Source organism: Sphaerisporangium album, assembly GCF_003323745.1.
GTDB classification, from domain to species: domain Bacteria; phylum Actinomycetota; class Actinomycetes; order Streptosporangiales; family Streptosporangiaceae; genus Sphaerisporangium; species Sphaerisporangium album.
Genome location: NZ_QOIL01000042.1, coordinates 1 through 18,122 on the forward strand (window position 1 = coordinate 1; position 18,122 = coordinate 18,122).

At 71.6% G+C, this 18,122-nt stretch carries 18 protein-coding genes and 1 pseudogene; 8 read left to right on the top strand and 11 right to left on the bottom strand.

The features are described 5' to 3' along the window. Together DQ384_RS39680 and DQ384_RS39685 are read left to right on the top strand one after the other, a co-directional pair. Positions 1-118 (top strand): annotated as a pseudogene (locus DQ384_RS39680) (IS5/IS1182 family transposase); the annotation flags it as partial. Positions 119-388: 270 nt separating this feature from the next. Continuing rightward, positions 389-1,330, top strand: a complete 942-nt coding sequence (locus tag DQ384_RS39685; RefSeq protein ID WP_114034050.1) for a class I SAM-dependent methyltransferase — start codon at positions 389-391, stop codon at positions 1,328-1,330. A gap of 46 nt (positions 1,331-1,376) precedes the next feature. On the opposite strand, the gene DQ384_RS39690 is transcribed toward DQ384_RS39685, so the two are convergent. Beyond that, the gene (locus DQ384_RS39690; RefSeq protein ID WP_220183391.1) at positions 1,377-2,390 is read right to left on the bottom strand and encodes a hypothetical protein; all 1,014 of its coding nucleotides are present in this window, start codon (positions 2,388-2,390) and stop codon (positions 1,377-1,379) included. A gap of 190 nt (positions 2,391-2,580) precedes the next feature. Between DQ384_RS39690 and DQ384_RS39695 the strand changes: the two genes are divergently transcribed. From DQ384_RS39695 to DQ384_RS39705, 3 genes are read left to right on the top strand one after another with little or no spacing between them, the layout of a single operon-like run. Next, positions 2,581-3,225 carry a hypothetical protein gene (locus DQ384_RS39695; RefSeq protein ID WP_114034052.1) on the top strand — a complete coding sequence of 215 codons (645 nt, stop codon included), beginning with the start codon at positions 2,581-2,583 and terminating at the stop codon, positions 3,223-3,225. 4 nt (positions 3,226-3,229) lie between these two features. Next, entirely contained in the window at positions 3,230-3,607 is a 378-nt protein-coding gene (locus DQ384_RS39700) for an MmcQ/YjbR family DNA-binding protein (RefSeq protein ID WP_114034053.1), read from the top strand. A 5-nt stretch (positions 3,608-3,612) separates the two neighbouring features. Beyond that, positions 3,613-4,164: a hypothetical protein gene (locus DQ384_RS39705; protein WP_147269093.1), complete on the top strand. Its 552-nt coding sequence runs from the start codon at positions 3,613-3,615 to the stop codon at positions 4,162-4,164. Here DQ384_RS39705 and DQ384_RS39710 read toward each other — a convergent pair. From DQ384_RS39710 to DQ384_RS39730, 5 genes are all read right to left on the bottom strand, one after another. Continuing rightward, positions 4,161-4,718 carry a sarcosine oxidase subunit gamma gene (locus DQ384_RS39710; protein WP_114034055.1) on the bottom strand — a complete coding sequence of 186 codons (558 nt, stop codon included), beginning with the start codon at positions 4,716-4,718 and terminating at the stop codon, positions 4,161-4,163. The genes DQ384_RS39705 and DQ384_RS39710 overlap by 4 nt on opposite strands. Before the next feature lie 41 nt (positions 4,719-4,759). Further along, complete coding sequence (locus DQ384_RS39715; RefSeq protein ID WP_114034056.1) at positions 4,760-7,543, bottom strand: 2Fe-2S iron-sulfur cluster-binding protein; 2,784 nt, start codon at positions 7,541-7,543, stop codon at positions 4,760-4,762. Between the two features lie 70 nt (positions 7,544-7,613). Further along, positions 7,614-7,868 (bottom strand): sarcosine oxidase subunit delta, encoded by a 255-nt coding sequence (locus DQ384_RS39720; RefSeq protein WP_114034057.1) that lies wholly within the window; start codon positions 7,866-7,868, stop codon positions 7,614-7,616. A 140-nt stretch (positions 7,869-8,008) separates the two neighbouring features. Further along, on the bottom strand, positions 8,009-9,205 hold the full coding sequence (locus DQ384_RS39725; RefSeq protein ID WP_114034058.1) for a sarcosine oxidase subunit beta family protein: 1,197 nt from the start codon (positions 9,203-9,205) through the stop codon (positions 8,009-8,011). 85 nt (positions 9,206-9,290) lie between these two features. Continuing rightward, complete coding sequence (locus DQ384_RS39730) at positions 9,291-11,714, bottom strand: GcvT family protein (RefSeq protein WP_114034059.1); 2,424 nt, start codon at positions 11,712-11,714, stop codon at positions 9,291-9,293. Between the two features lie 200 nt (positions 11,715-11,914). On the opposite strand from DQ384_RS39730, the gene DQ384_RS39735 reads away from it, so the two are divergent. Both DQ384_RS39735 and DQ384_RS39740 read left to right on the top strand, forming a co-directional pair. Then, positions 11,915-12,739 carry a sensor histidine kinase gene (locus tag DQ384_RS39735; protein ID WP_181871700.1) on the top strand — a complete coding sequence of 275 codons (825 nt, stop codon included), beginning with the start codon at positions 11,915-11,917 and terminating at the stop codon, positions 12,737-12,739. After that, complete coding sequence (locus DQ384_RS39740) at positions 12,736-13,401, top strand: response regulator (protein WP_114034061.1); 666 nt, start codon at positions 12,736-12,738, stop codon at positions 13,399-13,401. Before DQ384_RS39735 ends, DQ384_RS39740 begins: the two co-directional genes overlap by 4 nt. Here the strand turns inward: DQ384_RS39740 and secY are convergent. Continuing rightward, a complete protein-coding gene (secY, locus tag DQ384_RS39745) occupies positions 13,376-14,689 on the bottom strand; it encodes a preprotein translocase subunit SecY (protein WP_114034062.1) in 1,314 nt (437 codons plus the stop codon). The genes DQ384_RS39740 and secY overlap by 26 nt on opposite strands. Before the next feature lie 204 nt (positions 14,690-14,893). On the opposite strand from secY, the gene DQ384_RS39750 reads away from it, so the two are divergent. Further along, the gene (locus DQ384_RS39750; RefSeq protein ID WP_114034063.1) at positions 14,894-15,910 is read left to right on the top strand and encodes an ABC transporter substrate-binding protein; all 1,017 of its coding nucleotides are present in this window, start codon (positions 14,894-14,896) and stop codon (positions 15,908-15,910) included. A gap of 52 nt (positions 15,911-15,962) precedes the next feature. On the opposite strand, the gene DQ384_RS39755 is transcribed toward DQ384_RS39750, so the two are convergent. From DQ384_RS39755 to DQ384_RS39770, 4 genes are read right to left on the bottom strand one after another with little or no spacing between them, the layout of a single operon-like run. Continuing rightward, a complete protein-coding gene (locus DQ384_RS39755) occupies positions 15,963-16,343 on the bottom strand; it encodes a helix-turn-helix domain-containing protein (RefSeq protein ID WP_147269094.1) in 381 nt (126 codons plus the stop codon). Continuing rightward, on the bottom strand, positions 16,343-16,633 hold the full coding sequence (locus tag DQ384_RS39760; RefSeq protein WP_114034065.1) for a hypothetical protein: 291 nt from the start codon (positions 16,631-16,633) through the stop codon (positions 16,343-16,345). The genes DQ384_RS39755 and DQ384_RS39760 overlap by 1 nt, the downstream gene beginning before the upstream one ends. Next, positions 16,630-17,013 carry a hypothetical protein gene (locus DQ384_RS39765; protein WP_147269095.1) on the bottom strand — a complete coding sequence of 128 codons (384 nt, stop codon included), beginning with the start codon at positions 17,011-17,013 and terminating at the stop codon, positions 16,630-16,632. Before DQ384_RS39765 ends, DQ384_RS39760 begins: the two co-directional genes overlap by 4 nt. Beyond that, positions 17,010-17,303 carry a hypothetical protein gene (locus DQ384_RS39770; RefSeq protein ID WP_114034067.1) on the bottom strand — a complete coding sequence of 98 codons (294 nt, stop codon included), beginning with the start codon at positions 17,301-17,303 and terminating at the stop codon, positions 17,010-17,012. Before DQ384_RS39770 ends, DQ384_RS39765 begins: the two co-directional genes overlap by 4 nt. Positions 17,304-18,122: the final 819 nt, after the last annotated feature.

Genomic DNA, 18,122 nt, shown 5'->3' on the forward strand with positions numbered 1-18,122 from the left:
ACGCGCGAACGCCCAGTTGAAGGCCTGGCGCATCCTGCGAAAGCTCCGCTGCTGCCCACTTCGCGCAGGTCAGATCGTCAAAGCAATCCTCGTCCTACAACTCCGGGAAGCCCGCTGAAATAGGCTCACTGTACGCGAAGGCGAAATGGACGACGTTGGCGAAGATCGCCGAGCCGGAATAGGGATTGAGGCACGGAATGCCCATGGCTCATTCATTACGTCGTCCACGTAGCGAATTACCCGCCGGCGCGGCGGCGAGGCTCGGCCGCGGGACGAAACCGTGTGGCGAAGGTGACGGGCACGCGAACGGGAGGTGTCCAGCGGGTATATTGGGTAATAAAATACGCATAAGTGTTGATTGAGGAGTTTGTCCTGTTAGGATGCGCCAATGGCGGCTAGGGAAGCACTGACTCCTAAGGCTCTCGACCGGATCCCCGGCTGGTTCTGGGGGACGGACCAGCGGCTTTTCAGCTGGATCCTGTCGGAGAAGGCCGTCGGCGAACCCCCGGGGAACCTGCTCGAACTCGGAACCTACCTCGGTAAGAGCGCGATTCTGATCGGCAGCCATCTGCGCGCCGGTGAGACGCTGACCGTCTGCGATCTCTTCGAGTCCGACGCCCCGGAAGAGGCGAACAATGCGGAGACGAGCCGCTCGTACTCCTCGTTGACGCGGGACAAGTTCGAGCAGAACTACCTGACGTTCCACGAGAAGCTTCCGAAGATCGTGCACGGGCCGACCTCGGTGATTCTCGACCATGTCGCGCCGAATTCGTGCAGGTTCGTCCACGTGGACGCGTCCCACCTCTATGTGCACGTGAAGGACGACGTCCTGGCGTCGCGCAGGGTGCTGCGGCCGGACGGGGTCGTCGTGTTCGACGACTACCGCAGCGTGCACACCCCGGGCGTCGCGATGGCGGTCTGGGAGGCGGTGGCGAACCTCGGGCTGGAGCCCGTCGCCATCAGCCCCCAGAAGCTGTACGCGACGTGGGGCGACCCCGGGCCGCTGCGCGAGCGCATGCGGATGTGGCTGGAGAAGACGCCGGACCTCTGGTTCACCGTCGACCCGCTCGGGGACCGCGATCTGCTCCGCGTCAACGAGGTGAAGAAGCCGGCCGACCCGCCGGTGGACGCGGCGACGCTGCGCAAGCTCACCGCCGAGCTCAAGCGCACGTCGGCGGAGCTCAAGCAGGCGGTCGCCGAGTCGAAGTCGGCCACCGCGTCGCTGCGGAAGGCCACCTCGGAGATCAGCCTGGCGGGCCCGGTGGCCCAGCGCGCCGTCCGGTGGACCCGCAGGCGGCTACGGGCCGCGAAGACGACCACCAAGGACTGAACGGTTGCCGGTGCCGCCGGGGGCGGTGACCGTGAACGCCCAGCCGTCACCTGATCCCGGCAGCCGCTCTGACCTCGGGGTTCGCGTCGATGATCGCCTCCGCGACGTCCCAGAGGCGCGGCAGGAAGGCGTGGACGTCGTTCGCGCGCCTTTCCAGGTCGCCCGCCGACGCGACGCCAAGGTCCGCGCGAAGCTCGGCGAAGCCGGGGACGAACGCGGCGCGCGCCTCCGGGGCGTCGCAGGCGAGGATCTTCAGGCAGCGGGCGTACGTGGCGGCGATCCAGAAGACGGCCTCGCGGTGGTCGCCCCGGTCGATCAGCGCCCGGCCGCCGTCCACCGCGATCGGGCGGGCCGCCGGGCTGATGTCCGAGGAGAAGAAGAACGGGGTCGCGGCGACCCGGGCGGCGGCGTCGAACGCGGCCGTCATCGTGCGCAGGTGCTCCTCGGCGCGGCGGCGGGTCATGTCGGCGCATCCGAGCAGGGCCAGAAGCTCCTCGTGGAAGCCCGCGTGACCGTACTGCTCCAGCAGTGTCCGCGCGGCGAGGTAGCGCAGGCGGACGGTGGGGTTGCGCAGGCCCGCCGTCAGCAGGACGTGCGTGGTGACGCCGGTGGGGAACAACCAGGCGGTCACCTGGTCGTGGGACGGGTCGGTCGCGCGGAGGACGCCGAGCCCCTCGACGATCCTCGCGCGGGCGGCGGCGCAGCGCCGAAGCACCCAGGGGCGCTCGGCGTACCGTGCGGCGCACCGCAGGTGCAGGTCGGTGAGGCGGCCGGTGGGGTCGGCGAGGACGGTGTCCGTGCGGAAACAGCCCGCCAGGTGGTAGTTCACCAGGACCGCCTCGGCCGAGGGGACGTCGTCCCAGGTCAGGTACGTGACCTCCAGCAGGACGCCGTCCCGTGTGAACTTCCCGAGCTTCGCCGGGGGGCGCGGGGCCGTGGTGACGACCATGATGTCCACGTCCGAGGCGGCGGGCAGTTCGGCGTCCTCGGGCAGCCAGACGGACGAGCCGCTCAGGAACGCGCCGGCGAAGTCCGGAGCCGTGGCCGCGTGCTCTCTCACCCATCGGGCCGCCACCGTCCGGGCGTCCCGTACCTTCATCGCTGCCTCGCGCGGATTCGGGTCATCCGTCCATCATCGCGTCCCCACGGCCGGGCCTCGCGCGGGACGAGTCCGGCGTCGGCGGCCGCGCTTCAGGCTGTATGAATGAGGCGGAGGAGCAAAGCCTACGAACTTGGGAAGAGCGTGGCGCATGAACGCTGAGGAGCCGGACGTGGAGGAGCTCGCCACCACGCGACGGTCGCTGCACGCGGTCGCGGAGCTGGTCATGGCCGGGCCGCAGTACCGGACGAGCGGGACGATCCGGCTGGGCGTCGTACCGGGCGGCTTCCGGACGGTCGCCGAGCCCGGGCTGCGGGTCGAGGGGGACGCGCTCGTGGCGGGCGGCCAGGTGCGGGCGCCGCTGGACGGCCGGACGCCGGCCGAGCTCGGCGCGGCGACCGGGGCGGGCGTCGGCGCGCCGGAGAACCTTTACCACGACGGCTCGGGGGCTTCCCCCGACGACGTCCTGCGCGTCGATCCCGCCGCCGCCGGTCACCTCGCGCGGTGCCTGGCCCGGGGCGACGAGGCGCTGCGCCGGCTCGCGCCCGACGCCACGCCGGTGCTCTGGCCCGAGCACTTCGACCTGGCCGTCACCGTGGACGAGGTCACCTACGGGGTCTCGCTCGGCGACGGCCACCTCGGCGTGCCGTACGCGTATGTCAGCCCGTGGGAGCCGCGGGCGGGCGAGTTCTGGAACGCGCCTTTCGGGGCCGCTCGTCCCTTGAGCGAGCTTCACGACCTTCACGGCTTCTTCGCCGAAGGCAGGGAGCGCGCCGCCGAGGACGGACCAAAATAGCCCTATGAGCGAGTGGCAGGAGACGCGCGAGCGTCTGCGCGAGTTCGCCCTCGGATTCCCCGCGGCGCACGAGGAGTTCCCCTGGGGCGAGAGCGTGGTCAAGGTCAACAAGAAGATCTTCGTCTTCCTCGGTATGGAGGAGCCGACGGAGAAGTGGGGTCCCAAGCTGTCGGTGAAGCTACGCGAGTCGAACGGCCACGCCCTCAGCGTCCCGGGGGCGGCCCCGACCAGCCACGGGCTCGGCAGGTCCGGCTGGGTTACCGTACCCTTCACCGATGACATGCCCGACTTCGACGTGCTGTGCGACTGGGTGGAGGAAAGCTACAGAATCGTCGCCCCCAAGCGTCTGTCCGCCGAGCTGGACGCCTCCCGGCCGCAGTGATCGTGATGGATGACGGGGTGGCGGGTGCAGGCGCGGTCGAGGCTCTGCTCCTGACCGGGGGGCTCGGGTCGGGCAAGACGACGGTCGCGATCGCGGTGGGGGAACTGCTCGGGGACACGCCGCACGCCGTCGTGGACCTCGACTGGCTCTGCTGGTGTGCGGGCGCCGCGGTGCACGAGATGCTCACGGCGAACCTGCGCGCGGTGGCGGCCACCTACGCGGCCGCGGGCGTCCGGCGGCTGGTGCTCGCCCGGGCTCTGCTGGAGCCCGCACACCTGGACGCCGTACGGCGGGGCCTGCCGGGGGCAGCGCTGACGGTCGTCCGGCTGACCGTGTCGGCGGACACCGCACGCGCGCGCCTCCGCGTCCGCGACCGGGGCACGACCCTCGACGGTCACCTGGCGGAGGTCGAGGAGTTCCAGCGGTCGGTGGACCAGGCGGCTCTGGAGGACGCGGTCGTCCACAACGACGGCCGTCCTGTGGACGACGTCGCCCGCGACGTCCTCACCCTGTGGAAAACCCATCGCCCCGGCGCGGCCCGGCCCTGGCCGGGCTAGTAGTCGACGGCCGCGTCCGCGATCCAGGCGGCCAGGTAGCGGGCGAAGGACGCGCGGACCAGGATCCAGAACTCGTCCCGCTCGCGCGCCATGAGGATCACCTGGGCGCGGGCCAGCATGGTCTGGGCGCAGCGGCCCGGGCCGAAGACGCTCGGGTGCAGGTCGAGGGCGCAGCCGTGGGCCAGGAGGTCCCGGGCGCCGGGGCCGGCGACGCGCGCGATCGTCCGCTGGGCGGAGACGTCCGTCAGGATGACGTCGTCCTGCCCAACTCGACGGGCCGTATCCGCGCGGGGTTCTGCGGGCACCGGGGTGAGGTCGCCGATGGCGAGCCACTCGTCCGGGCCGAGATACAGGATGTCCGTTTCGCCGGAACGTCGCCACGTTCCCGGGGCCAGCGGCAGGCGGTCCGCCCATGCGGGCAGGAGCCTCGCGGGGTCGGCGCGTACGTTCGTCTGGCGGAGGAACGGGATCTCTCGTACGTCCAGCCGCGCATCGGACACGCCCGCGAAGCCGGCGAGTGGACTGATCCGGTTCGCGTGCGGGTCAGCCGTCACGGTGTCCCCCTTCGGACAATGCCTGGCCGAGCGAGTGAGGGTCAGCCATCGCGGCGGGTGGATTCGGGGTCGTAGAGCACATGGTGGGCGACCGTCACCGGGATCAGGGTGTCGTTCACGGGGACGTACAGGCGGTCGCCCAGGCGGTTTCCGCCGCCGGCCACCAGGGCGAGGGCGAAGGTGCGGCCAAGGGCGGCACTGCGGTAGCTGGAGGTCACGTGGCCGAGCATCGGGACGGGGGGCGGCGGGAGGTGGCCGGTGGATATCACCTGGCCGCCTTCGGGGAGGAGGACGTCCGGGTCCTCGGGCAGGAGGCCCACGAGGCGCCTGCGGTCGGGGCGGGCGGTGTCGGCGCGGGCGTGTGAGCGTTTGCCGACGAAGTCGGGCTTCTTCTTGGAGACGATCCAGTCCATGCCGAGGTCGGCGGGGGTGACGGTCCCGTCGGTGTCCTGGCCGATGATCGGGTACCCCTTCTCGGCGCGCAGCACGTGCATGGCCTCGGTCCCGTACGGCGTGACCGTGCCCGTCGCGAGGACGGCGTCCCACAGCGCCTGCCCGTACCACCAGCTCACGTTGATCTCGTAGGCCAGCTCGCCGGAGAAGCTGATCCGGCAGACCCTGGCCTCGATGCCCGCGACCTCGGTGTCCCGCCAGGTCATGAAGGGGAAGCTCTCGGCGTCCACGGCGAGGGCGGGCGCGAGCGCGGCGAGGACGGCGCGCGAGCCCGGCCCGGCGAGGGCGACCGTGGCCCACTGCTCGGTGACGGACGTGCAGCGGGCCCGCAGGTCAGGCCATTCCGTCTGCAGCCACTCCTCCATCCAGTCGAGGACGGCCGCCGCGTTGCCCGTCGTGGTGGTGACGAGGAAGTGGTCGGGGGCCAGGCGGATGACGGTGCCGTCGTCGAAGACCATGCCGTCGGCCCGGCACATCACGCCGTACCGGATGGCGCCGACCTTCAGCGTGCTGATCATGTTGGTGTAGAGGCGGTCGAGCAGCTCGGCGGCGTCCGGGCCCCGGACGTCGATCTTGCCGAGCGTGGAGGCGTCCAGCACGCCCGCGGCCTCGCGTACGGCGCGGCACTCGCGCAGGACGGCGGCCTCCATGTCCTCGCCGGGGAGCGGGTAGTACCGGGGCCGCTTCCACTGCCCGACGTTCTCGAACACTGCGTTCCGCTCGACGTGCCGGTCGTGCATCGCGGTGACGCGTACGGGGTCGTGCAGCGCGCCCCGGTCGCGCCCGGCGAGCGTGGCGAAGGACACCGGGACGTAGGGCGCGCGGAAGGTCGTGGTGCCGAGGGCTCCCACGTCCACGCCGAGCAGGTGGGCGATGACGGCGCTGGTGAGCGTGCCGGAGGTCTTGCCCTGGTCGTGGGCCGTGCCGGCGGTGGTGTAGCGCTTGACGTGCTCGACGGACCGCAGCCCGGCGGAGGTGGCCCCCTGGAGGTCGGCGACGGTGACGTCCCGCTGGAGGTCCACGAAGTGGGTCGTGTAGTCGTCCGCCGGGACCAGCCAGAGCGGCTGTGCCCCTGCCTCGCCAGAAGGTCCGGCATCCTCCCGCGCAGGGGCGTCGCCGGGCGCGGACGCGTCCACAGGCACCCGCGACTCCCTGGAGGAGCGTGTCACAGTGGACGGGAGGTCGGGTGGGGAGGTGGCGGCCAGGCCCTCGGCCACGCACCCGGCCGTGGTGAACACTCCGCGCGCGGCGCCGATCACCTGGACGGACTGGCCGCCCTCGGGTGGGCGTCCCGGGACGAAGGCGGCGATCCGGTCGTCGTACCGCAGCTCTCCCCCGGCCTGGGCGAACAGGTGGACGACCGGGTTCCAGCCACCGGAGACGAGGAGCAGGTCGGCCTCGACCTCGCGCGCCGGGCCTCCCGGCCGCCCGATCAGCACCGCGCGCACCTCGCCATCGCCCCGCACGCCCGTGACGAGCCCGCCCTGCCGGGCGTCCACGATCTCGGCGATCTCGACGCCGGCCGCCGCGAGGTCGCGGGCGGCGTCATGGGCGGCGTCACCGGAGCCGCCGCCCGTCGTGAACACCGCCGCGCGGCGTCCGGGCACCACCCCGTACCGGTTGACGTACGCCCGCGCGGCGGACGCCAGCATGACCCCGGGGAGGTCGTTGCCGGCGAAGGCAATCGGCCGTTCGTGGGCTCCGGTGGCGAGGACGACGCGGCCGGCGCGGATCCGCCAGACCCGTTCGCGGGTGACGGCCCGCTCGCCCCGGCGTTCGACGGCCACGAGGTAGTTGTGGTCGTAGTAGCCGACCACGCTGGTCCGGGTGAGCAGGCGCGTGTCCGGGAGCGCGACGTACGAGCCGGCCGCCGCGCGCGCCCATTCGACGCCGGGACGGCCCTCGACGGGCTCGCCGGTGTCCGGCAGGCTGCCGCCGACCTCGGGACGGTCGTCGGCGAGGATCACCCGCGCCCCGGCGCGCGCCGCGTTCAGCGCGGCCGTCAGACCCGCAGGGCCGGCTCCGACCACGAGAACGTCGCAGTGCGCGTGCGTGGCGTCGTACCGGGCGGGGTCGGGGTCGGGGGACAGCCGTCCGCGGCCCGCCAGGCTGGAGGCGGCCAGCCCGTCGTGGAGCGGGATCGTGGTCGCCTGCACCATGGGCTCGGGGAACGGGCGGTCGATCTGGACGACGGCGGTCGGGTCCTCGGTCCAGGCGCCGAAGATCCCTCGGGGGCGGCCGAGCGTGACGCTGGTCGCCACGCGGCGCACGCCGTTGGCCAGCAGCGCGGCGGCGAGCGTGTCCCCCTGGCGTCCTTCGTACGGACGTCCGTCGAAGGTGAACGACAGCACCTCGCGATCGCGCCTGGTCATCGCGGGTCCTGCCGCGCGGCGTCGACGGTCGAGCACCGCGCGTCGTGGTCCCGCCGTGCTCGGTGGCCGGTCATCGTGAGGTCTCCGGGGTGATGGCGTTGGTCGTGGTGTCCCTGGTCACGGTGAACCAGCGGCGGCAGCCCGAGGTGTGGTTCCAGCGTTCGCTGAACGGGCCCATGGGGTTGTCGCGGAAGAACAGGTATCGCGCCCACTCCTCGTCGGTGAGCGCGGCCGGGTCGGCGGGGTAGGCGACGTGCGCCTGGCCGCCGTAGTGGAACTCGGCCTCGTCGCGCGGCCCGCACCACGGACAGGGGATCAGCAGCATGGGTCCGGCTCCTCCATCGGGGCGGCTCGACGTGGTCGGGGCTGGCGTACGGTCGGCGTCTCTGTCGTACAGGTCGGCTGGGTGATGGGGTGCGCTGGGTGGTGGGGTCCGCTGGTCATGTGCGGTCTCGGCGGCGTGGGTCAGTGGGCGACGGCCGCCGCGCCGTGCTCGTCCACGAGCGCGCCGGTCGTGAAGCGGTCGAGGGTGAACGGCGCGTTCAGCGGGTGCGGCTCCCCGGTGGCGATCGTGTGCGCGTAGCACCAGCCGACGCCCGGCGTCGCCTTGAACCCGCCCGTCCCCCACCCGCAGTTGACGTACAGCCCGTCCACCGGCGTGAGCCCGACGATCGGCGAGGCGTCCGGGGACACGTCGACCACCCCGCCCCAGGTACGCAGGACGTGCGCCCGCGCGAAGCAGGGGAAGAGTTCGAGCGCGGCGGCCATCTGCCGCTCGATGATGTGGAAGGCGCCGCGCCGCCGGTACGAATTCGCCGCGTCGATGCCCGCGCCCATGACCAGCTCGCCCTTGTGCGCCTGGCTCACGTAGACGTGCACCGCGTTGGACATGACCACGGTGGGATGGACGGGTTCGAGCAGGTCGGAGACCAGCGCCTGAAGCGTGTGGCTCTGGACGGGCAGCCGCACGCCGGCCATGCCCGCCACCACGGACGAGTGCCCGGCGGCCGACAGCGCGACGCGGCCGGCGGCGATCCGTCCGCGCGTGGTCTCGACGGCCCGCACCCGGCCGCCGGAGACCTCCAGGCCGGTGACCTCGCAGTGCTCGACGAAGTGGACGCCGAGCGCGGACGCGGCCCTGGCGTACCCCCAGGCGACGTAGTCGTGCTTGGCGATCCCGCCGCGCGGCTGGTAGGTGGCGCCGAGCACCGGGTACCGGACGTCGGGGCTGGTCTCGACGATCGGGCAGACCTCCTTTACCTGCGCCGGGTCGAGCCATTCGGCGTCCACGCCGTTCAGCCGGTTGGCGTTGACGCGGCGGACGCCGTCGCGCACGTCCTGGAGGCTGTGGGCGAGGTTGAGGACGCCGCGCTGGCTGAACAACAGGTCGTAGCCCAGCTCGTCCTCCAGCCCCTCCCACAGTTTCAGCGCGTGCTCGTAGATGCCCGCGCTCTCGTCCCACAGGTAGTTGGACCTGATGATGGTCGTGTTGCGGGCCATGTTGCCGCCGGCGAGCCAGCCCTTCTCCAGGACGGCCACGTTGGTGATGCCGTGGTTCTTCGCCAGGTAGTAGGCGGTGGCGATGCCGTGGCCGCCGCCTCCGACGATGACGACGTCGTAGGCGCCGTCGGGCTCGGGGCTGTTCCAGAGCCGATCGCTCATGATCCTCCCGTCGGCGGTCGCCAGGTCGCGCGCGAGCCGGTCACATGGGGGCCGGTCACGTGGGGGCCCGTCACCCGTGAGCCGGTCATGCGCGGAGCCGCTTCATGGCCGGGTCGAAGAGCGGTTCCTCGGCTACGACGGCGGGGACGCGCCGGTCGAAGTACCCGATATGAACCGTCTGCCCGGGGACGGCCAGCCGCGCGGGCAGCCAGGCGTAGGCGATGGCCTTGCCGATGGTGTAGCCGTACGCGGCGCTGGTGACGTACCCCACGCACGCGTCGCCGTCGAAGACCGGTTCCTTGCCCATCACCACGCCCGTGGGGTCGTCGGTCGTCAGGCAGGTGAGGCGGCGGCCGACGGACTCTCGCCGCTCCTCCAGGGCCCTCTTGCCCAGGAAGTCTCCCTTGTCCATCTTCACGGCGAAGCCCAGCCCGGCCTCGAACGGGTCGTGCTCGTAGGTCATGTCGGTGCCGAACGCGCGGTACCCCTTCTCCAGGCGCAGGCTGGTGAACGCGCCGCGCCCGCCCGCGATGATCCCGTACGGCCGCCCGGCCTCCCAGAGCGTGTCCCACAGCTTCAGGCCCATGTCGGCCGTGGTGTAGAGCTCCCAGCCCAGCTCGCCGATGTACGACAGGCGCAGCGCGGTGACCGGCACCGTGCCGATGTACGCCCGCTTGGCGCGGAAGTAGCGGAACCCCTCGGCCGAGAAGTCGTCCTGCGTGAGCGGCGCGACGACGTCCCGGGCGCGCGGCCCCCAGACGCCGATACAGCAGGTGCCGGGCGTGACGTCCCTGATCGTCACCGACCCGTCGCGGGGGCGGTGACGGTCCAGCCAGTCGAGGTCCAGGTTGCCGTTGGCCCCCACCTGGAACAGCTCGCGGCCGAGGCGGGCGACGGTGACGTCGCTGCGGATGCCGCCGTCCGAGTCCAGGAGCAGGCAGTACGTCACCGAGCCGACCGGCTTGGCGACGTCGCCGGTCGACACGCGGGTGAGGAACGCCTCGCTGCCGGGCCCGGAGACCTCCAGCCGCTTCAGCGCCGTCATGTCGTACAGCGCGACGCCCTCGCGCGAGGCCAGCGCCTCGGCGCCGACGATCGGGGACCAGTACCGCGCGGCCCACTCGCCGGGCGTGGGGATCTCCCGGCCCTCGGCGAGCCCGGCGTTGGTTCCGTACCACTGCGGGCGCTCCCAGCCGGACGCCTCCAGGAAGCGGGCGTCCAGCTCGCGCTGCCGGACGTGGAAGGGGCTGACGCGTAGCGGGCGCAGGTTCTCCGGCGGCTGGAGCGGGTGGATGATGTCGTAGACCTCGACGAAGTTCTGGCAGTCGCGCGTCAGCACGTACTCGGGCGCGAGCTGGTGCGGCTCGAAGCGGTTGACGTCGCATTCGTGCAGGTCGAAGGACGTGCAGTGCCCGTCGACCAGCCACTCGGCCATCGCGCGCGCCACTCCGGCCGAGTGCGTGACCCACACGGCCTCGGCCACCCAGAAGCCCTCGACCTCCGGGGACGGCCCGAGCAGCGGCATGTTGTCGGTGGTGAAGGAGAACAGGCCGTTGATGCCCTCCGCGATCTCGGCGTCCCGGGTCGGAGGGAGCAGTGCCCGGGTCTCCTTCCACGCGTCGGCGAAGTCGTCCGGCGTGAACGGCGTGACGGACGGCATCACCTCGGCCGCGTCCACGGGCAGGATGTCCTCGGGCCGGACGGGCATCGGGCGGTGGCCGTAGTAGCCGACGGCCAGCCGGTCGTACCGCTCGCGGTAGTACAGGTCGGCGTCCTGGTGGCGCAGGATCGGCCGGACCGCCTCCACCGTCTGGCCGCGCAACGCGGGGACGGGGCCGGTCCAGGCGAGCTGGTGGGCGAGCGGGGTCAGCGGGAGGGGCATCCCGGCCATGGCCGCGACCTTCGGCCCCCAGATGCCCGCGCAGCAGACCACGATGTCGGCGGGGATGTCCCCTTTGTCGGTGACGACGGCGGTGACGCGGCTTCCGTTCGTGCGGATGTCCAGCACCTCGTGGCGGTCCAGGACGCGCACGCCGCGCTCGCGGGCGATGGCGAGCTGCGCTTCGACGGCGCGTACGGCCTGGGCGATGCCGTCGGCGGGGACGTGGAAGCCGCCGAGGACGCGGTCCGGGTCGAGCAGGGAGTGGAGCTCGACGCATTCCCCGGTGGTGAGCAGCCGCGCGTCCAGGCCCCAGGCCGTGGCCCAGCCGTGCCGCCTGTGCAGCTCGGTGAGCCGTTCGGGGGTGGTGGCCACCTCCAGGCCGCCGACCTGCAGGAAGCAGTCGAGCCGCATGAGCTTCTCGACGGTGTAGCGGGCCATCTCGGTCATCGTCTTGGACGGGTTCGTCTGGAAGACCAGGCCGGGAGCGTGGCTGGACGATCCCCCGGGCGTGGGCAGCTCGCCCTGGTCCACCACGGTGACGTCGTCCCAGCCTCGGGCCGACAGCTCCTCGGCGAGCGCCGCGCCGACCACACCCGCTCCGATGACGACGACCCGGGGGCCTGCCATACGCCCACCTCCGTTGCGCATCATGAGCCCTGGTGCGCTTACCGCAACAAGCGTGACCGGCGGCGCTGGGGGTGTCAAGACCGGCCCGCGCGGCGGCGGCCGTCTTCGCCGGAGGCCCGGCACCGGGGTGAACGAGCCGGACGGGACCGTCGCGCACTCGCTAGGATCGGGGTCAGACGCGCCTGTTCTGATGGGGGATGGTGACCGAGCACACGCCTCCGGACGGCCGCCCGCGCAGCTCCTTCGTGGCGGCCGCGGCGTCGTTGTGCCGCTTGGGACGGCTGCGCGACGTGCCCGTCGTCCTCATGCTGGCGTGGGCCGGGTGGCTCGCCATCCCGTGGCCCCTCAGCGATGTCGCCCAGGCCCGCGGCACGTCCGACCACGCCTTGAGCACGGGCGTCGCCCGGGGCGCCGAGGCCCGGGGGCCGATCGGCGCGCGTGATCCGATCGCCTCCGAACGCGCCCGCATCGCGGCCGAGGTACACGACGCCGCCGGGCACGGCCTCGCCGTCATCGCCATGCAGGCCGGAGTCGCCCTGCTCATGCTGGACGAGAACCCGGAGCAGGTCCGCGCGTCCCTGGAGGCGATCCGCTCGACCAGCACGCAGGCGCTCGACCAGCTCCGCTCCGCGCTCGACCACATCGCCCCCAGGCCCCCGGACCACGACCTCGCCCGGCTCGTCGGCGGGGTACGCGCGGCGGGGCTGCCCGTCGTCCTCGTACCGGAGGAACCGCGCGTGCCCGCGCATCTCGCGGGTACGGTCCACCGCGTCGTGCGGGAGTCGCTGACCAACGTCCTGCGCCACGCGGGTCCGACCGAAGCCCTGGTGCGCCTCACCGGCGGCCCGCGGGGGTTCGTCCTGGAGGTCGCCGACAGGGGGCGCGGACCCTCCGGGCCGGCCGAGGGACGAGGGCTTGCCGGAATGCGGACCCGGGTGGTCGAAGCCGGTGGCACGTTCAGCGCCGGGCCTCGTGAGGGCGGCGGCTTCAGCGTCGTGGCGCGCTTTCCCCGGGAAACCGCGTGACTCCTGCGCCGCGCCCGATTCGCGTGGCGATCGCCGACGACCAGGCCGTCGTCCGCATGGGGCTCAGGGCGCTGATCGACCGCGAGCCCGACCTGGAGTTCGCCGGCGAGGCGGCCGACGGGGCCGAGGCTCTGCGGCTGCTGGGCGGTGTCCGCCCCGACGTCCTTCTGCTGGACATCCGTATGTCCGGCATGGACGGCATCGAAACCCTGCGGGCCATCGCCGCCGACCCCGCCCTCAACACCACCCGGGTCGTCGTCGTCACCACGTTCGCGATCGACGAGTACGTCTTCGCCGCCCTCCAGGCCGGGGCCAGCGGGTTCGTCCTCAAGGACGGCGCCCCCGAGGAGCTCACCCACGCGATCAGGGTCGTCGCCTCGGGCGAGGCGCTGCTGTCCCCCGCCATCACGAGGAAGGTCATCGGCCTGTTCGGACGTCACGACGTCGCCCCGGTCGCGGGCCTCGACACCCTCACCCCGAGGGAGCGTGAGATGGTCGCCTGGGTCGCCACCGGGCGGTCGAACGACGAGATCGCCAAGGAGCTGGTCATCAGCCCCGACACGGTTCGCACCCACGTCAGCCGGGCCATGGTGAAGCTGCGCGCCCGCGACCGCGCCCAGCTCGTCGTCTTCGCGGTCAGATCCGGGTTGACGATCCCCTGAGGAAGCCCTTGTAGGTGCGCTGCTCCACCTGCGCCTCGATCTGCTTGACCGTGTCCAGGCCCACCCCGACCATGATGAGGATGGTCGTCCCGCCGAACGGGAAGTTCTGCTGCGTCGACGGATCACGCAGGATCACGAACGCGATGATCGGGATAAGCGACAGCGTGCCGAGATAGGCCGCTCCCGGCGCGGTGAGCCGTGACAGCACGTACCGCAGGTAGTCCGCGGTGGGCCGCCCGGGACGGATGCCGGGCACGAACCCGCTGTACTGCTTCATGTTCTCGGCCACCTCCTCGGGGTTGAAGGTGATCGACACGTAGAAGTAGGTGAAGACCGCGATGAGCAGCAGATATGCCGTTATGTAGACCGGGTGGTCGCCCGAGACGAGGTAGCGCGCCAGCCATTCCGCCACCGGCCCTGTGCCGCCCATCAACTGCGTCGCGAGCTGCGGCAGGAAGAGCAAGGACGAGGTGAAGATGACGGGGACGATCCCCGCCTGGTTCACCTTCAGGGGAAGGTACGTCGAGGTCCCGCCGTACATCCTGCGCCCGACCACCCTCTTGGCGTACTGCACCGGGATCCGCCGCTGCGCCTGCTCCATGAACACCACCGCGGCCACCAGGAAGACACCCGCGACCAGCATCACCGCCACCGCGAGCGGGCTGACGGCGAAGATGTTCGACACGTAAGAGGGGAACACGGCGATCACCTGCGTGAAGATCAGGATGGACATGCCGTTCCCGATCCCCCGTTCGGTGATCAGCTCACCCAGCCACATGACCACGGACGTCCCCGCCACCATCGTCGCCACGATCACCACGACCGCGAGCGGGCCCTGGTCGTGCAGCAACGGGCGGGTGCAGTTCGGGAAGATCCGGCCCGCGCGGGCCAGGGACACGACCGTGGTGGCGTTCAGCACGGCCAGCGCCACCGTCAGGTACCTGGTGTACTGTGTGATCTTCGCCTGGCCCTGCTGCCCCTCCTTCCTAAGCGCCTCCAGGCGCGGGATCATCACGGTGAGCAGTTGGACCACGATGCTCGCGGTGATGTACGGCATGATCCCGAGCGCGAACACCGACAGCTTCAGCATCGCGCCGCCGCTGAACAGCTGCAGCAGGTCCACGAGCCCGCCACGCGTGCCGCTCAGGCACTCCCGCACCGCGACGACGTTCACCCCGGGCGCGGGCAGCACCTGCCCGAACCGGAACAGCACCATCACCGCCAGCGTGAAGAGCATCTTCTTCCGAAGATCGGCCACGCGAAAGGCACGTACAAGGACACTGAGCATGCGCCGAGTCTGGCCGCGCGGCTCCGGCGGGACATCCGCTCACCTGCGGCGTCACCGTACGCAGATCCGCGTACGTTCGAGCCGACGCCGCTGCGCACGGGACGCCCCGGTCGGCCAGAACTCGGCCCAGCCCGCCGGCAGGAAGCGTGGCGTTCAAAGCGTCACCAGGGCTGGGAATGAGTTCGAGCGGGTGGTGAAGATGCCGTGACGGTCAGAGGGGAGCGTCTGCGCGTAGGGGTCTGCTTGTCGTTGTCGGGGACGTATGCCCGTTTTGGGAGGCAGGCCCGGCTGGGGTTGGAGGTCTGGCAGGCCGGGGACCGGGCGGTGGAACTGCTGGTCGAGGACGATGAGAGTCGTCCCGACGTGACGGAAGGCGGGCTGCTGCGCCTCGCGGAGCGGTGTGACATTCTGCTGGGTCCGTACTCGACGCAACTGATGCGCCGGGCGGGTGATGTGGCCGCCCGGCTGGACCGGCTGGTCTGGAACCACGGTGGGGCCGGGGACGATGTCCAGGGCGCTCACCCCGGCCACGTGGTCTCCGTGGCGACTCCGGCCGGTCGGTACGCGGAGCCGTTTCTGCGCCACCTGGCCTCCGAAGCGTGCGGCGTCCCCCTGTGGATCGCACAAGGGAAGGGCCGCTTCGGCCGGCAGGTCGCCGCCGGGGCCGAAGCGATGGCCGGCCTTCTGGGCATTCCCGCCATTCGCCTCGCTCCCGGACGGCTGCCGCCCCCGGCGGGCGGGCGGCCCTGGGCGTTGATGTGCGCGGGCTCCTTCGAGGAGGACGTGGAGACGGCCGGGGACGCGATCGCGCTGGCGAATCCGCCCTTCAGGTTGTGTGCGGTGGCCGCCGGAGTGCGCGAGTTCGGTCAGGTCGTCGGCGATCCTCGGGGGATCTTCGGCGTGGGACAGTGGTTTCCTGGCATTGGCGCGAAGCCTGAAATCGGGCCTGACGAAGCCGGCTTCGTCGCCACGTACACCGAACGGGCCGGTGTGCCGCCGGACTACCCGGCCGTCCAGGCGGCGGCCACGGCCGCCATCGCCGTCCACTGCGCTCGCGTGACCGGCAACACCTCCCGCGACGCCCTCTGGGCGGCGGCCACGCGGTTGAACACGACCACCATGTTCGGCGATTTCCGGATCGACCCGCTCACCGGAACCCAGACCGCCCACCGAACTGTACTCGTCCGGTGGGCCGCGAACGGGCCGTCGCCGGTCCGGTGACGACGACCCGGGGGTCCGCTGTACGGTCGCGGGGAATCGGTCGAGCGGCGGGTCAGCCCCGAGACGCCGACTCGACCCCGGCACCTTCCCCGACCGCGCTGTTCACGGCGGTGCGCAGATCAGGAAACCACTTCAGGTGATTTCTTACCGTTATAGGGCTTTTCCCGATCCGTTTGGCCGCCTGGTGGATGGACAGCCCGGCCGCCAGGAGCGGCGGCAGCCGAGGGTGCCAGGAGGTGTCGGGGGCCGGACCATGCAGCCGGCGGGCACGCCCCCGTCTAGCCCTCGCGCGGAACGCGTGATCGGCCTGGAAGTGCTTGTTGAGCGTCGCCGGGCTCACCCCGAGCTTGCCGACCGCGGCCTTGAAGGTCACGCCACCCTCTACCAAGTGCAGGAACGCCTCGTGCCAGGTCGTGTCCCGACGCCGGGCCATCACCGGGCACGTCCCAGCAGGATCAGCTCCCACAGGTCCGCCACCTGCACGTGCCGCATCCGAGCCGTCTGAACCATCGTCGGGCCGGGCCCCGTCCGTTCGACGTACCCCTGCCCACCGGCGGTGACCAGGTAGTACACCACCGGCCTGCACTCACAGGTCCAGCGCAGTACCCTGCGCCGGTCCTCGGAGTGCGTCGCGGTGTGCCACTGGATCCGTACGTGGTCCGGCTGTGGCTCCAGCACATGCGGCCCGTGCCCGGCTTCACCCTCCGTCGCGCTGAGCGTCACGGCCGTCCTTCCCTCCTGGCGACGACCACGGTGGCGCACTCGCCGCACATCCGTACGCCCGGCATCCAGATCACCCGCGACCCGGAAATGTCGGCCACCCTGACGTCAGCCGCGCACGCCGCAGTGGCCACAGCTCCGGGAACGGCCGACGCCCAGGGCACGGCGTGCTCGGTCCTGGACGGCAGGACGAACGCGACCGCGTACAGCAGCGCCCCGTCACCTCCCGTCGTGCGGGAGCCCGACGCTTCCCCCGGCCGCCCGGTGACGCGCGGGAAGTAGCCACCCACCGAGATCCGCGCGTTCGGCCCCAATCCGTACGGATCACGCCACCCGGCCTGCTCGCAAGCGTGCGTGCCCGAACCGGAATCGGAACCGCTCATGCCACCCACGCCCACGATCCCCCCAGCCCCGCCATCGCCCCCAGCTCGGCTTCCCGCATCAGCTCCCGCAGTTCCTCGACCGAGCCGGCCTCGACCCTGAGCGGCTGCGGAGCCCGCCAGATCGCGATCGCGACGAACCGCCGACTCCCGACCCCGTAGAACACGAACCACCCCGGCTCCATCTGGTCGACCAGCGCCGCCGCCGCGCGCTTGGCGGCATCCCACTTCCGCGGCTCCACCCGCACCTGCGGCCCACCGACCCTGTGCCGCCCCGGCTCCCGCCCGCTCACGCTGCGGCTCCACGCCGGTACGGCTCAGATCGGTACAGTTCGGGACTCAAATGCTTGGATGGGTCGGACCCCCGTTGGTACGGCTCCCGTCGACCGCCCCCCGCCGTGCCGAGGAAGTGCCGCTCGTACTGGGTGGTCGCTGGGCCGGGCCGTGCATGCCTGCCGCGCCGCGCGGTGGCGGGTGGCTCGGCGATCAGCGGACGAACGGCCGCCACCGGCGGAAGGGACGCACACAGGCCCGCTCGCCGCCGCGCGTCCAGGCGACGACGCATCTGCGCGAGGGTCGGCTGCTCCCATTGGTGGTGGCGGCGATGCGGGAGGCTGGAGGCATCGTGGGCGTACGGCGGATGTCCGCACCAGCGGCACCCGAGCGGCAATGGCGGAGCATCCGCTCCCCAGCGGACGTGGATGACGCGAATGTCTCTAGTCTTGGGCACGGGTCAGGAGGACCTTCCTGATCAAGGAACCCGTACGGCGCGCCAACGCCTGCGGGTTCCGCCTTGTTCACGGAGTGCTTTCGTGGCGGTGCTTTCCGTTACATCGTGACTGCATGCAAAGGGCCCTGACGTTGACCGGTTGTCAACACCAGGGCCCTTGACTGCATCGCGGCCGGTGTGGGATTACACACCGCACCACTGGGCGAACTTCATCAGCGGGTCGGAGGCCTTCGTTTTCGCGCGGAGAAGCGCTGCTGCTAGCGGACACGCCGTTCTCCAGTTGAGCGGCCAGATTTCTCCCGGCTGGTGGCCATCAAAATTCCTGGTGTGGTCACCGGAAATCCCGGTGAGTGGCCAGGTCGATCTCCCGGTGGATGGTCAG